Below are 13,730 nucleotides of genomic sequence, written 5' to 3'. Positions count from 1 at the left end.
CCGACAGACATCGCCCGGGGGCGCGCCGGCATGGCCTGACACCCGCTGGAACGTGATGAAACAGCTGAGCAATGTTTGACTTCAGCCCGTTCTTCGACAACTTCGACGAGATCCTCCAGGGATTCTGGGCGACCCTGCGCCTCGCGGCCGCCGCGGCGGTGCTCTCCCTGATCATCGGGACCTTTCTGGCGAGCTTCCGGGTCTCGCCGGTTCCGGTGCTCCGCGCGTTCGGCACGGGCTACGTCAACATCGTGCGCAACACGCCCCTCACCCTGGTACTGCTGATGTGCAGCCTGGGCCTGAACGACATCCTCGCGCTGAAGTTCTCCGAGAACTCCTCGACGACCTACTACTGGTGGGCGGTCCTCGGCCTGTCGGCCTACACCGGGGCCTTCGTGTGCGAGACCCTGCGCTCGGGCATCAACACCGTCCCGCTGGGCCAGGCCGAGGCCGCCCGTTCGATCGGGCTGACCTTCACCCAGTCCCTCCGCATGATCATCCTGCCGCAGGCGTTCCGGGCGATCATCGCCCCGCTGGGCAGCGTGCTGATCGCGATGATCAAGAACACGACGGTGGCCGCGGCCGCGAGCTACGCCGAGGTCGCGCTGGTCACCAAGACCATCATCGACAAGCCCACGTTCGCCAACGGGGTCATCCCCCTCTTCCTCGGCGTGTCGATCGGCTTCCTGATCCTCACCCTGCCGACCGGATACTTCTTCGGCTGGCTCGCCAAGCGGATGGCGGTGGCGCGATGAGCAAGGAAGCGACCGTTCTCTTCGACATCCCCGGCCCCCGGGCCAGGGCGCGCAACGCGCTCCTGACCGCCGTCGTGTCGATCCTGCTCGCCGCCGTCCTGGCCGCGCTGATCTGGCGCCTCAGCGACAAGGGCCAGTTCGAGGAGAAGCTCTGGACGCCGTTCCTGAAGTGGACGGTCTGGAGGCACCTGCTCCTGCCCGGCCTGATCAACACGCTGAAGGCCGCCGCCCTCGCCACGGTGCTGGCCCTGCTGTTCGGCGTCGTGTTCGGGCTGGCACGGCTGTCGGACCACTGGTGGGTCCGCGTCCCGGCCGGCGCCGTGGTGGAGTTCTTCCGCGGCATCCCGCTGCTGATCCTGATCTTCCTGGCGTTCTTCGTCCCCAACAAGATCAGCCCCGCCATCGCCGAGTCGCAGTTCGGCACCCTGCAGCGGGTGTCGGTGGACTACTTCTTCTCGATCTTCGGGGTGGAGATCAACGCCGGTGTGGTCACCGTGCCCGCGTTCGCCGCGGTCGTGTTCGGCCTGACGATGTACAACGGCTCCGTGCTCGCCGAGGTGGTGCGCGCGGGCGTCCTGTCGATCCCGAAGGGGCAGTCGGAGGCCGCCTACTCCATCGGGCTCCGCAAGAACGGCGTCATGCGGCTGGTGCTGCTGCCGCAGGCCATCACGGTGATGATGCCGGCGATCGTGAGCCAGATCGTCGTCCTGCTCAAGGACACCGCGCTCGGGTTCATCATCGCCTACGGCGAGTTCCTGCAGGCCGGCTTCAAGCAGGTGCCGGCGAACTACAGCAACAACGTGCTGCAGGCCGGCATCGTCGTCGCGGTCATCTACATCGCGATCAACATGTCGCTGAGCCGTGTGGCCACCTGGCTGGAGGGGCGCAGCCGCCGCAGCCGCAAGACCGAGGCCAAGACCATGGGCTCGGGCGGCCCGCCCCCCGTGGCCGGGGTCGGGGTGACCCAGCAGACCATCTGACGGTCCGCTCGTCCGCGAAGGGCGCCGCCGGTTCCGGCGGCGCCCTTCGCCGTCCCCGCCAGGGGCGAACCCCTGTGTTACCGGTGGGTTTCCAGGCCAAGAGCTTGTATCTTTCCGACCTCAAACGGCCCGTCATGGCCCCAACCGATCCCCGTATGCGGGACGATTCCTGTTATGACCGCTCGTGCGACCCTTCCCTACGGCTCATGGCCTTCACCCATCTCTGCGGCCGATGTCGCCCGCGCCCGGCTGCGCCTCAGCTTCCCCACCGTCATGGGCGACGACGTGTGGTGGCAGGAGACGCGACCCGAGGAGGGCGGACGGGCCACGGTCATCCATCTGAAGGACGGTCATCGCACCGAGCTGCTGCAGGCGCCGTGGGATGCGCGTACCCGCGTCCACGAGTACGGCGGGCGGTCGTACCTGCCGATCCGCACCGGGGCGGGCTGGTCGGTCGTGTTCTCCAACTACGAGGACCAGCGGCTGCACCGCCTCGACGAGGGCGACCCGAAGCCGTACCCGCTGACGCCCGAGCCGGCCGTCCCGGCGGGATTGCGGTACGCCGACTACGTCCTTTCCCCGGACGGGACTGAGGTCTGGTGCGTCTGCGAGGGCCACATCGCCGAGCCTGCGGGCCCCGAGGATGAGCAGAGCGCGGACGAGCAGCCCGCCACGGGCATCCGGCGCGCCATTGTCGCCATCCCTCTGGACGGCAGCGCCGCAGGGGACGCCGGCGCGATCCGCGAGCTGGTGTCGGGCGCGCAGTTCTACGCGGGCCCTGTGGCGTCCCCTGGCGGAGGGCACCTGGCGTGGGTCCAGTGGAACCACCCCCGCATGCCGTGGGACGGCACCGAGGTGCGCGTGGCGGCGATCGAGGACGGCGAGGTGGTCGCTCCCCGCACGGTCAAGGGCGGCCTCACCGAGTCCGCCCTGGCGCCGTTGTGGCGCGACGACGAGTCCCTGTACGTGATCTCCGACTGGCCCGGCTGGTGGAACATCTACCAGGTCGGCCTGCACGGGGAGTCCGCCCAGGCGCTCTACCCGGCCGAGGAGGAGTTCGCCGCGCCGCTGTGGCAGCTCGGCGGCATGCCGTACGCGCTGCTCGGCGACGGGCGCCTCGCCGTCCTGCACGGCGAGGGCGACATGCGGCTCGGCGTCTACGACACCGACACCCTCGACCTCGTCGACCTGGAGGTCCCCTACGAGCACTGGGCGCCGCAGCTGTCCACGGACGGCACGACGATCGTGGGGATCGCCGGCGGCCCGGACCTGCCGGCGTCGGTGGTGCGCGTCGACACCACGACCGGGCGCGTCGAGGGGCTGCGCCGGGAGCGGGCCGAGCTGCCCGACGTCGCGTACCTGTCCAGGCCGCGCGCCGAGCAGCTGGAGGGGCCGTTCGGGCGTCCCGTCCACGCCTACGTGTTCCCGCCGACCAACCCTGAGGCGGCCGGGCCGGACGACGAGCTGCCGCCCTACGTCGTGTTCGTGCACGGCGGGCCCACCGGACGGGTGTCCACGGTCCTCGACATGGAGCGCGCGTACTTCACCAGCCGCGGCATCGGCGTGATCGACGTCAACTACGGCGGATCGGCCGGCTACGGCCGCGCCTACCGGGAGCGGCTGCGCCGCCAGTGGGGCGTGGTCGACGTCGAGGACGCCGTCGCCGCCGCCCGTGCCCTCGTCGACGGCGGCATCGCCGACCCGGCGCGGCTGGCGATCCGCGGCGGCTCGGCCGGCGGCTGGACGACGCTCGCGGCGATCACGCAGACCGACGTGTTCAAGGCCGCCACGTCCTACTTCGGGATCAGCGACCTGCAGCGCTTCGCCGAGAGCACCCACGACTTCGAGTCCCACTACCTGTTCGGCCTCATCGGCCCCCTCCCCGGGTTCGAGCGCGCCTACGAGGAGCGCTCGCCGATCAACCGCGCCGACCGGACGGCCTGCCCCGTCCTGCTCCTGCAGGGTCTGAGCGACCCGATCGTGCCGCCGGACCAGTCCGAGCGGTTCGCGCAGGCGCTGGCCGAGAAGAAGATGCCGTACGCCTACCTCACCTTCGAGGGCGAGTCGCACGGCTTCCGCAAGGCCGACACGGTCATCCGCTGCCTGGAGGCGGAGCTGGCGTTCTACGGCCAGACCCTCGGGTTCGAGCCGCGCGGCGTCGAACCCGTCAACCTCACGATCGGCTGATCAGGGGACGATGTAGGAGGAGATGTCGAGCAGCGTGTGGTCGGCTCGGAAGAACGACACCGTGTCTCCTGAGGTGTTGTTCAGGAAGCCGGCCGTCAGGCCGTTGTAGAAGGCGTCGGGACGGTTCGTGCCTGGGCCGACGTAGACGCGCAGCAGGCTTCCCGGCGGGATCACGTATCCAGAGCCGATCCGCATCAGGTTGCTCGCCTGGTCGCGCAGGTAGCCGCCGCTCACGTCGACCGGCCTGGACGTCGTGTTCCGCAGCACCACGTGCTCGCTCTTCTCCGGCTGGGCGTCGTCGCCGCCCGGGTCGGGGAAGACGCTGTCGATGACGACGCCGTTCGCGCCGGGGAAGGGCGTCCGGCCGTCCAGGATCCGCCGCGTCGTGGCGGGGAAGTTCGTCGCGAGCCAGTCGTAGCCCTGGTTCGCCCCCATGGACACCTCGGCCGGGCTGTCCACCGGGTCGCTGAACACCTTCAGCCCCTTGTCGTGCGCACGCCTGACATCGCCGGCACTGGTCGCCCTGGGATGCGCGTACACGCTGACCGTCCAGCCCGCCAGCCCGGCCAGCTCGTCGTCGGAGAGCATCGCGCCCCCGGTCAGGTAGGAGAGCTGGACCTTGGGCGCGGACGCGTGGAACTCCTTGAGCGCCGCCTGGTCGCGCGAGTGGACCTGCACCCGGTAGGCCCCCGACTTGAGCGTCCCGCCGTCGGTGACGCCGGCCGCGTTCAGCTCCTCGGCGAGGAGCGTGGCGATCCCGGGGCTGTTGGCGGGCGCCTTCAGTTCCAGGCTGAGCCCGGTCCCCCTGTCCCTGGCGGCGAGCAGCTCCTTCAAGGTGGGCACCCGCTGGCCCGCGTACCGGGCGTCGAACCAGGACCCGGCGTCCAGCCTCTTGATCTCGGCCAGCGTGAACTGGCCCACCCTCCACGGCGCCCGGTCGGGGAAGACCTGCTCCACGTCGGTGGTCCGGGCGAGCGTGTCGTCGTGCAGGAGCACGATCTGTTTGTCGGCCGTGAGCTGCACGTCGCCTTCCAGCACGTCGGCCCGGTCGCGGACCCCGTCGCGGTAGGACGCGAGCGTCTCCTCGGGGGCCTGCCCCGGCGACCCGCGATGCCCGACGATCACCGCGTGCGTCCGCTTCCCCGCGGCCTGCGGCGCGGCCTGGGCGCTGCCCGCGAAGGCGACGGCCGCCAGCACGGCCCCGCACCCGATCATGGCGATCCTGTTCACGAGATCCTCCCGCCTGGAAATGACTTGATCATCACCGCGGAAGCTTGCGAACACCAGACCAACCGCTTAATTTCCCCCGAACCCCAACAAACCGCTCGGTCGCTCGTTCGCGCCGGTCAGCGGGCGAACTCGATCGCCCGGGACTCCCGGACGACGGTGACCCGGATCTGGCCGGGATAGGTCAGCTCGTCCTCGACCTGCTTGGCGATGTCGCGGGCGATCACCTGTGCCTGGATGTCGTCGACCGCGTCGGGCTTCACCATCACCCGGATCTCGCGGCCCGCCTGCATCGCGAAGACCTTCTCCACGCCCTCGTGCCTGTCGCGGGCGATCTCCTCCAGCCGTTCCAGCCGCTTGACGTAGGCCTCCAGCGACTCGCGGCGCGCCCCCGGCCGGCTGCCGCTCACCGCGTCGGCGGCCTGGGTGAGCACGGCCTCCACGGTCCGGACCTCGACCTCGTTGTGGTGCGCCTCGATCGCGTGGACGACGTCCTCGTGCTCGCCGTAGCGGCGGGCGATCTCGGCGCCGATCAGCGCGTGGCTGCCCTCCACCTCGTGCGTGAGCGCCTTGCCGATGTCGTGCAGCAGCGTGCACCGCTTGGCGACCTCCACCGGCAGCCGCAGCTCGCCCGCCATGATGCCCGCGATGTGCGCGGACTCGATCAGGTGCTTGAGCACGTTCTGCCCGTAGGACGTCCGGTACCGCAGCTGCCCGAGCAGCGCGATGAGCTCCGGGTGCATGTCGGCGATGCCGACCTCGACCAGGGCGTCCTCGCCGGCGCGGACGCACAGCTGCTCGACGTCGCTGCGGCTGCGCTCGTAGATCTCCTCGATCCGCTGGGGGTGGATCCGGCCGTCCAGGACGAGCTTCTCCAGCGTCAGCCGCCCGACCTCGCGCCGCACGGGATCGAAGCAGCTCAGCAGCACCGCCTCGGGCGTGTCGTCGATGATGAGGTTCACGCCCGTGGTCGTCTCGAAGGCGCGGATGTTGCGCCCCTCGCGGCCGATGATGCGGCCCTTCATCTCGTCGCTCGGCAGGTGCAGGACCGACACCACCGACTCGGCCGTCTGCTCGCTGGCGACCCGCTGGATCGCCAGTGTCACGATCTTGCGGGCGCGCTTGTCGCCCTCCGCCTTCGCCGCGTTCTCGATCTCCCGCACGATCGGGATGGACTCCCGTTTCGCCTGGTTCTCGATCGCCGCGACCAGTTCGCCCTTGGCCTGCTCGGCGGTCAGCCCGGCCGCCTGCTCCAGGACCTTGCGCCGCTCGTCGGCGACGCCGTCGAGCTCCCGCCCGCGGGCCTCCAGCTCCTTCTTGGTCTCGGCGAGCCGTCCCTGCCACTCCTCCAGGCGGCGCACCTCGGCGTCCAGCCGCTGCTCCCGCTCCGCGAGGCGCGCCTCCCGGCGCTCCAGGTCCTCCCGGACGGTGCGGAGGTCGTCCCGCAGGGTCCGGCCTTCCTCGTCGAGCTCCGCGCGTCCAGTGGCGGTGGCCTGCTGCGCCTCCCGCTCGGCCTTGTCCAGGGCGGCCCGCGCGTCCTTCGCGGCCTTCGCCCTGATCTCGTCCGCCTCGCCCTGCGCCCGGGCCATCTCGGCCGCGGCCCTGCCGGGCGTGCCGGGACGCCGTACCAGGACGATCACGAGAGCGACCAGGGTCACCAGCAGCGCTGCACCCAGCAGGACGCTCTCCATGAGGCAGATCCTTCCTCGCCGCGGGCCCGTCCGGAGTACGGGGCCCTGCCTAGCGAGGATTTACTCGCGCGCGGATGCACGACATCGCGGGACCGCGCAGCGGCGCGCCCCCGGCGACCCGGCCGAATCCGGTCGACGAACGTGTCCTTTATGCCTCTCAGCTGCTGGAACGTGCTCGGTCGTATGGCAATCCGCGAGACGCGGAGTAACTCCTCACTGCCGTAACGGTAAGCGGCACAGAGGTAATGAGCAAGCAAACGACCGGCATTCCGGACTAACCGAACGTCGACGTGACTCCTTCCTTACCGCCTCCCCTGACCCCCGGACCCTGCTCCGACCTGCACCATCACGCCCCCGCCACAGCGCGGACCCGACCGCCCGCCGGTCGCCGTCCCCGCGACTCCGGCGTGTCGCCACCCGTCTCTCACGACAACGCCACATTGCCACCCCACCCCCCAGCTGCTACCCCACCGATCCGGCCCCCGGCGCCGCTTCCCGTTTCGAACGCGGCGGTTCTGTCGAGGGGACGGGATGGCCTCAGGTCGGTGCCTCTCGGCCAAGGACTCCTGACCACCGGTGGGACGGGGCGTGCCGGTCAGTCGAGCAGAGCGGGGAGGTCTCCCGGGTCGGCGCCCTCTTCGGCCAGGGCCTCCTTGACCACCCGGTAGGACAGGGAGGGCGAGTAGCCCTTGCGGGCGAGCATGCCGACCAGGCGGCGCATGCGTTTGGCGGGGTCGACGCCTCGGGTGGCGGGGAGCTTGCGGGTGACCAGGGCGCGGGCCGTCTGTTCCTCCTGGCCGGGGTCCAGGGTCTCCACCGCGTCGTTGACGGTCTCGCCGGGGACGCCGCGGCGGCGGAGTTCGGCGGCCAGGGCCCGCTTGGCCAGGCCTCGGCCAGCGTGCCTGGACTGGACCCATGCCTGGGCGAAGGCCTCGTCGTCGATGAGGCCGACGTCGGTGAAGCGGCTCAGCACGCGTTCGGCGACGTCCTCGGGGATGTGCTTGCGCCGCAGGGCGTCCGCCAGTTGGGCCCGCGTGCGGGGGGAGGAGGACAGGAGGCGCAGGCAGATCTCGCGGGCCCTCGCCTCAGGGTCGCTCTCGCGCGCGGCCGTCATGGGGAGCCGGCCCGCGCGGGGGCGGGAGCCGTGGGAGCGGCGGCGCCGTCGGGGAAGTTCCGGGCACCGGTCGTGCGGTGCCGGGTAGGGCGCCGCCGCCCTGCATACGAGATCATCGCTCACTCTTCGTCGAGAGTCACCCGTCTCAGGAGATTCCTTGTCAGGAGTCACCTGCCTTGGCGGCCTTGGCACCCCGCTTCGCGGCGGGGGCCTTGACCGGGGCGGGGGCGGAGGGCTCGGGCGCGGCGCCCGGAGCGGCGGCGGGCTCGGCCTCCTTGTCGACCTTCGGGCCGATGCCGAGCTTCTCCTTGATCTTCTTCTCGATGCCGTCGGCCAGGTCGGGGTTGGCCTTGAGGAAGTTGCGGGCGTTCTCCTTGCCCTGGCCGAGCTGGTCGCCGTCGTAGGTGTACCAGGCGCCGGACTTGCGGACGAAGCCGTGCTCCACGCCGAGGTCGATCAGGCCGCCCTCGCGGCTGATGCCCTGGCCGTAGAGGAGGTCGAAGTCGGCGACGCGGAACGGCGGGGCCATCTTGTTCTTGACGACCTTGACGCGGACGCGGTTGCCGACGGCCTCGGTGCCGTCCTTGAGCGTCTCGATGCGGCGGACGTCGAGGCGGACGGAGGCGTAGAACTTCAGCGCGCGGCCGCCGGTGGTGGTCTCCGGCGAGCCGAACATGACGCCGACCTTCTCGCGGAGCTGGTTGATGAACAGGACGGTGGTCTTGGTCTGGTTGATCGCCCCGGTGAGCTTGCGCAGGGCCTGCGACATGAGGCGGGCCTGGAGGCCGACGTGGCTGTCGCCCATCTCGCCCTCGATCTCGGCGCGGGGCACCAGCGCGGCGACGGAGTCGATGACGACGATGTCGATCGCGCCGGAGCGGATCAGCATGTCGGTGATCTCCAGGGCCTGCTCGCCGGTGTCGGGTTGCGAGACCAGCAGGGCGTCGATGTCGACGCCGAGCTTGGTGGCGTACTCGGGGTCGAGGGCGTGCTCGGCGTCGACGAAGGCGGCGATGCCGCCCTGCTTCTGGACGCTGGCGACGGCGTGGAGCGCGATGGAGGTCTTGCCGGACCCCTCGGGGCCGTACACCTCGACGACGCGGCCGCGCGGCAGGCCGCCGATGCCGAGGGCGATGTCGAGGGAGATCGCGCCGGTGGGGACCACCTCGACGGGGGCCCGCGCCTCCTCGCCCATCCGCATGACCGATCCCTTGCCGAACTGCCGCTCGATCTGGGCCAGTGCGGTCTCGAGAGCCTTCTCCCGGTCGTTCGCTGCCATTGAGATGTCCTTCTCGTTGAGATGTGTCGGCTCTCGGCCGCTGCTTGCGATGTCGAGGGCGACGTTACGGCGGGCCACCGACACTTTCACCCCCGGCGCGGTCCGAGGACGTCGCCGCGGGGCGGGGCCAGCTTACCGAACATTCGTTCGATCATCGTCCCGCCCACCGATTTGCGGTGGAATCTCCGTGCGATCGATGGTCCCGACCCCGTAACCTGGCGGAGTTGACGGAGGGTTCCAATCATGACGCTGACCGTCCTCTTCTGCGTCGATCCGCTCCATCCCCGGCGCGTTGACCCCCACTTCGCCCGCGAGGCGGCCGCCGTGCGGGACCACTACGGCGAGATCGCCCTGATCGACCACGACGCGCTGCGCCGCGGGGACGTCGAGGACGCGGTCGACGCGGCGCCCTCCGACCTGGGCCCGGTCTGGTACCGCGGATGGATGCTCTCGGCGGAGGAGTACGGCGCGATGGCCGCCGCCCTGAAGCGGCGCGGAACGGTGCTCCTGACGCACCCGGACGACTACCGCCGCGCGCACGAGCTGCCGGGATGGCACGACACGTTCGCCGGGCTGACCCCGCACAGCGTGTGGCGGTCTCTCGGCACCGGCCAGGATCCCGGCCCCCTGAGCGAGCTGGGCGAGCTCGTCAAGCCGCTGCGCGGCGGGCCCGGCGTGGTCAAGGACTACGTGAAGTCGTGCAAGCACGAGTGGGAGGAGGCGTGCTTCGTCCCCGACCTGAAGAACCTCGCGCAGCTGCACGACATCGCGGCGAAGATGGTCGCGCTGCGCGACGACCACCTGGCCGGCGGTCTCGTCGTACGGGAGTTCGAGCAGTACGACGAGGAGGGCGAGGCGCGCGTGTGGTGGGTGGACGGCGAACCCGCGCTGGTCGGCCCGCACCCTGACAGCCCCGGCGTGGAGCTCGATCCGGATCTGGGCGCGGTGGCTCCCGCCGTCCGCGCGCTGGGCTGCCGGTTCATCACCACCGACCTGGCCCGCCGCACGGACGGCGCCTGGCGTGTCGTGGAGGTCGGCGACGGCCAGGTCAGCGACCTGCCGACGTCGGTGGACGCGATGGACCTCTACGCGCATCTCCCCGTGCCGGAATAACGTCCGCACGGGGGATGTGGTGTGATCGAACCGGATCGGGGTCTTCACCGTCTCATGATCTGTGGCCCCCGGCCGCCGATCGATCCCTGCGTGAGAAGGACGTGCTCTCTTGCCCCCTCAGGAGCCCACTCGCCGGCTCAGCTCCCGCGCCGTGAAGGTGGGGATGGTGAGCGCCCTGTCGTTGACACTCGTCGCCTGCGGTTCCGGTTCGACGACGGCGAGATGCGTGGACCGTAACGCGCCCGCCAAAGGCAAGGGCGGGTACAAGGTCGTCTCGGACGGCAACTGCGACACCGGCGACATCGACGGCGGGTCCTCCACCTCCTACGGCCGCTACTTCTGGTACTACGGCGGGAAGAGCCGGTCCGGCTTCGTGTCCGGCGGCAGCCAGTACCGGCCCGAGGGGAAGATCAAGTCGAGTGGCGGGCGGACGCTGAGCCGGGGCGGGTTCGGCGGCGGCGGCCGGGGCGGGAGCTGACCCGTGCGCCGTGTCCGTTCCACACCGCGTGAGGGCTGGGCGGAGAAGGTCGAGGCGCACGGCCTGGCCTTCCACCGCACCGCGCACCCCGAGCATCTGACCCGGCCGTACTGGGACGAGTCGGTGCACTACGTCTTCGACATGGACGAGGTACTGGCCCTCGAAGGCGTCGTCGAGGAACTGCACCGGATGTGCCTGGACGTGGTGGAGCACGTCGTGTCCACCGGTCGCTACCACGTCCTCGGCATCCCCGACTGGGTGGCGCCCCTGATCGAGGAGTCGTGGCGACGCGGCGACCCGCACCTGTACGGGCGGTTCGACCTGCGCTACGACGGCCAGGGGCCCGCCAAGCTCCTGGAGTACAACGCCGATACGCCGACCGCGCTGGTGGAGAGCGCCGTCGTCCAGTGGTACTGGCTCCAGGACACCCATCCTGAGGACGACCAGTGGAACTCCATCCATGAGCGGTTCGTGGCGCGCTGGAAGGAGATGGCGCCCACCGTGGACGGCGGGCCCGTCCACTTCGCCTGGACGACCGGTGACGAGACCGGCGAGGAGGTCATGACGATCGCCTACATGCAGGAGACCGCCGAGGAGGCGGGCCTGCCGGGTGTGGCGATCGCCATGGAGGACATCGGCTGGGACGCCGCGCGCGGGCGGTTCGTCGACCTCGACGAGCGGGAGATCGGGACGCTCTGCAAGCTCTACCCCTGGGAGTGGATCGTCGCCGAGCCGTTCGGGCGCAGCATCCCGGGGACGCCCACGTCCTGGATAGAGCCGATCTGGAAGATGGTGCTCTCCAACAAGGCGCTGCTCGTCCTGCTCTGGGAGCTGTTCCCGGGCCACCCCAATCTGCTGCCCACCTACCTGAACACCCCGTCGAACCTGACGTCCTATGTGCAGAAGCCGTTGCTCGGGCGGGAGGGCGCGAGCATGCGCATCGTCACGCCGGACGGTTCCGAGCAGCGGACCCAGGGCGACTACGGCGCGGAGGGGTACGTCTTCCAGGAGTTCTGCGCGCTACCGGAGTTCGACGGCGAGCACCCCGTGCTCGGCGCGTGGGTGGTCCACGACGGGGCCGCCGGGATCGGCATCAGGGAGACGTCCGGACTCATCACCGACGACACGTCGTCCTTCGTCCCGCACCGCATCCCGATGTAGCGGGACCCCTACTGCAGGGTCGCGGGGACGTCGAAGGTGGCGACGACGGCCTGCCAGACCTGCTTGGCGGATTCGCCGTCGGCGAGGGCCTGGTCGATGGTGCGGCCGCCGAGTTCGGCCATGACGTAGTCCTTGGCCACGCTCTCGGCGTAGTGCTCGCCGAACTGCTGGTTCATCCGATCCCAGAAGAGTGTTAGCCGCACGTGTCCCACGCTATCCGACGGATGGCTCTCCCAAGGACCGCGTCACCTCGTCGGGGACCTCGGGGGTGCGGCCCTGGCGGTACTGGCGGTGCAGGCCCGTCAGGTACCGTTCGACGCCTTCGATGACCCGGGCGGTCCGGTAGGAGGGGAAGACGTCGAACCCGTGCTGGGCGCCCTGCATCTCGGCGTAGAGGACGGGCGAGCCGGAGACCTCCCGGAGCCGCTCGACGAACCGGCGGGCCTCGACCGCGGGGATGAGCGAGTCGCGGCTGCCGTGGATGACGAAGAAGGGGGGTGCGTCCTCGCGGAGGTAGGTGACCGGGGACGCCTTGGCGTACGTCTCCTGGTTCTCCGCGAAGGGCTGCTTGACGACCATCCGTTCCATGAGGCGGGTGGTGCCGAACGGGCGGGGAAAGGTGCCCGGCTCGAAGAAGTTGTAGAAGCCGTAGAACGGGACCGCGCCCTGGACGGTGGTGTCCGCGTCCTCGAAGCCCGGCTGGAACTCGGGGACGTTCGCGGTCAGCGCCACCATCGCGGTGAGGTGCCCGCCGGCCGAACCGCCGGTCACGCAGAGGAAGTCGGGGTCCGCCCCGTACTCCTCGGCGTGCTCCTTGTACCAGGCGACGAAGTGTTTCAGGTCGATCAGGTGCTCCGGCCAGGTGGCGCGCGGGCTGAGCCGGTAGTTGACGTTGAAGCCGGCCCATCCCTGGACGGCCATGTGGTTGAGCAGCGGCAGCCCCTGCTCGCGCTTGTCGCCGATCACCCAGGCTCCGCCGTGGATCTGCATGAGCCCCGGGCGCAGCTCCCCGTCCGCGCGTTCGCCGGCGGGCCGGAAGACGTCCAGTTTCAGGCGCAGGCGGCCCTCCTGCCGGTACACGACGTTGCGTTCGACCCGCACGCCCTTGCGGGGCACCAGGCACAGCGGGGGAACGATCAGGTGCCCGAGCGGGTAGCGCGGCGCGCCCTCCGGGTCCAGTTCGAGGGGAGCGCCGCTGTCGCGCAGGGTGACCACCGTCCGGCGGGAGGCAGCGAGGGTGGCCGCGACGCCCGCGATGCCGAGGACCGCCAGGACGAGCCCGGTCCAGCCCGCCCAGCCGTCCAGTCCCCCGAAGGCCGCGAGCAGGGCCGTGGCGGCGGCCCAGGCGACCAGGACGTGCGGCGCCAGCTCGATCGTGAGCCAGCCCACGAAGAAGCTCGCCGCCAGGAGGACGGGGCTGCGCCGCGGGGCGTACGCGTTGGCGGCCGTCAGGGCGAACAGGAGGCCCATGGCGAGGAGGACGTAAGACATCATGACTCCCTTGCGGAGCGTTGGCCTGCCCGCTCCACCATGCCCATACAAGCGCTTGCTTACAAGAGTTCATGTGGAGGACGCCCCCACACCCCCGGTTCGCTTCGCTCATCCCTGTCTCCCCGTGGAGGGACGACCCCCCACACCCCCCGGTTCGCTTCGCTCATCCCTGCTCCCCGTGGAGGGACGACCCCCCACACCCCCCGGTTCGCTTCGCTCATCCCTGCTCCCCGTGGAGGGACGACCCCCCACAC

12 protein-coding genes are annotated in these 13,730 nt (G+C 70.5%); 6 read left to right on the top strand and 6 right to left on the bottom strand.

From position 1 onward, the window contains the following. The first annotated feature begins 71 nt into the window (after nucleotides 1-71). The 3 genes from AB0H37_RS36380 to AB0H37_RS36370 all read left to right on the top strand — a co-directional run bounded on the left by AB0H37_RS36380 (nucleotide 72) and on the right by AB0H37_RS36370 (nucleotide 3,922). The gene (locus AB0H37_RS36380; RefSeq protein WP_179833528.1) at nucleotides 72-755 is read left to right on the top strand and encodes an amino acid ABC transporter permease; all 684 of its coding nucleotides are present in this window, start codon (nucleotides 72-74) and stop codon (nucleotides 753-755) included. After that, nucleotides 752-1,735 (top strand): amino acid ABC transporter permease, encoded by a 984-nt coding sequence (locus tag AB0H37_RS36375; protein WP_329093710.1) that lies wholly within the window; start codon nucleotides 752-754, stop codon nucleotides 1,733-1,735. The genes AB0H37_RS36380 and AB0H37_RS36375 overlap by 4 nt, the downstream gene beginning before the upstream one ends. A gap of 174 nt (nucleotides 1,736-1,909) precedes the next feature. After that, nucleotides 1,910-3,922 carry a prolyl oligopeptidase family serine peptidase gene (locus AB0H37_RS36370; RefSeq protein WP_329093712.1) on the top strand — a complete coding sequence of 671 codons (2,013 nt, stop codon included), beginning with the start codon at nucleotides 1,910-1,912 and terminating at the stop codon, nucleotides 3,920-3,922. On the opposite strand, the gene AB0H37_RS36365 is transcribed toward AB0H37_RS36370, so the two are convergent. The 4 genes from AB0H37_RS36365 to recA all read right to left on the bottom strand — a co-directional run bounded on the left by AB0H37_RS36365 (nucleotide 3,923) and on the right by recA (nucleotide 9,233). Then, a complete protein-coding gene (locus AB0H37_RS36365; protein ID WP_360617198.1) occupies nucleotides 3,923-5,152 on the bottom strand; it encodes a glycerophosphodiester phosphodiesterase family protein in 1,230 nt (409 codons plus the stop codon). A gap of 116 nt (nucleotides 5,153-5,268) precedes the next feature. Then, complete coding sequence (gene rny / locus AB0H37_RS36360) at nucleotides 5,269-6,840, bottom strand: ribonuclease Y (RefSeq protein ID WP_179833524.1); 1,572 nt, start codon at nucleotides 6,838-6,840, stop codon at nucleotides 5,269-5,271. A gap of 595 nt (nucleotides 6,841-7,435) precedes the next feature. Further along, entirely contained in the window at nucleotides 7,436-8,077 is a 642-nt protein-coding gene (locus AB0H37_RS36355) for a regulatory protein RecX (protein ID WP_360617197.1), read from the bottom strand. Nucleotides 8,078-8,114: 37 nt separating this feature from the next. Continuing rightward, nucleotides 8,115-9,233, bottom strand: coding sequence for a recombinase RecA (gene recA / locus AB0H37_RS36350; RefSeq protein WP_179833522.1), 1,119 nt, complete (start codon nucleotides 9,231-9,233; stop codon nucleotides 8,115-8,117). A 243-nt stretch (nucleotides 9,234-9,476) separates the two neighbouring features. Here recA and AB0H37_RS36345 point away from each other — a divergent pair, with 243 nt between their 5' ends. From AB0H37_RS36345 to AB0H37_RS36335, 3 genes are all read left to right on the top strand, one after another. Continuing rightward, nucleotides 9,477-10,346 carry an ATP-grasp domain-containing protein gene (locus AB0H37_RS36345; RefSeq protein ID WP_179833521.1) on the top strand — a complete coding sequence of 290 codons (870 nt, stop codon included), beginning with the start codon at nucleotides 9,477-9,479 and terminating at the stop codon, nucleotides 10,344-10,346. A 226-nt stretch (nucleotides 10,347-10,572) separates the two neighbouring features. Next, nucleotides 10,573-10,824 carry a hypothetical protein gene (locus AB0H37_RS36340; RefSeq protein ID WP_360617196.1) on the top strand — a complete coding sequence of 84 codons (252 nt, stop codon included), beginning with the start codon at nucleotides 10,573-10,575 and terminating at the stop codon, nucleotides 10,822-10,824. Between the two features lie 3 nt (nucleotides 10,825-10,827). Beyond that, nucleotides 10,828-11,985, top strand: a complete 1,158-nt coding sequence (locus AB0H37_RS36335; protein WP_329093722.1) for a glutathionylspermidine synthase family protein — start codon at nucleotides 10,828-10,830, stop codon at nucleotides 11,983-11,985. Nucleotides 11,986-11,993: 8 nt separating this feature from the next. On the opposite strand, the gene AB0H37_RS36330 is transcribed toward AB0H37_RS36335, so the two are convergent. After that, nucleotides 11,994-12,188, bottom strand: a complete 195-nt coding sequence (locus AB0H37_RS36330) for a DUF3046 domain-containing protein (protein WP_179833519.1) — start codon at nucleotides 12,186-12,188, stop codon at nucleotides 11,994-11,996. 10 nt (nucleotides 12,189-12,198) lie between these two features. Next, complete coding sequence (locus tag AB0H37_RS36325; protein ID WP_360617195.1) at nucleotides 12,199-13,479, bottom strand: alpha/beta hydrolase; 1,281 nt, start codon at nucleotides 13,477-13,479, stop codon at nucleotides 12,199-12,201. Between the last annotated feature and the right edge of the window lie 251 nt (nucleotides 13,480-13,730).

This window comes from Actinomadura sp. NPDC023710 (assembly GCF_040639875.1).
Taxonomy (GTDB): Bacteria; Actinomycetota; Actinomycetes; order Streptosporangiales; family Streptosporangiaceae; genus Spirillospora; species Spirillospora citrea.
This window is presented reverse-complemented; position numbering and strand designations above follow the sequence as displayed.

What these genes read in the sequence shown, in the direction of transcription:
- AB0H37_RS36325 (WP_360617195.1), bottom strand. Translation starts at nt 13,479, where the DNA reads ATGATGTCTTACGTCCTCCTCGCCATGGGCCTCCTGTTCGCCCTGACG.
- AB0H37_RS36375 (WP_329093710.1), top strand. Translation starts at nt 752, where the DNA reads ATGAGCAAGGAAGCGACCGTTCTCTTCGACATCCCCGGCCCCCGGGCC.
- AB0H37_RS36370 (WP_329093712.1), top strand. Translation starts at nt 1,910, where the DNA reads ATGACCGCTCGTGCGACCCTTCCCTACGGCTCATGGCCTTCACCCATC.
- recA (WP_179833522.1), bottom strand. Translation starts at nt 9,233, where the DNA reads ATGGCAGCGAACGACCGGGAGAAGGCTCTCGAGACCGCACTGGCCCAG.
- rny (WP_179833524.1), bottom strand. Translation starts at nt 6,840, where the DNA reads ATGGAGAGCGTCCTGCTGGGTGCAGCGCTGCTGGTGACCCTGGTCGCT.
- AB0H37_RS36380 (WP_179833528.1), top strand. Translation starts at nt 72, where the DNA reads ATGTTTGACTTCAGCCCGTTCTTCGACAACTTCGACGAGATCCTCCAG.
- AB0H37_RS36345 (WP_179833521.1), top strand. Translation starts at nt 9,477, where the DNA reads ATGACGCTGACCGTCCTCTTCTGCGTCGATCCGCTCCATCCCCGGCGC.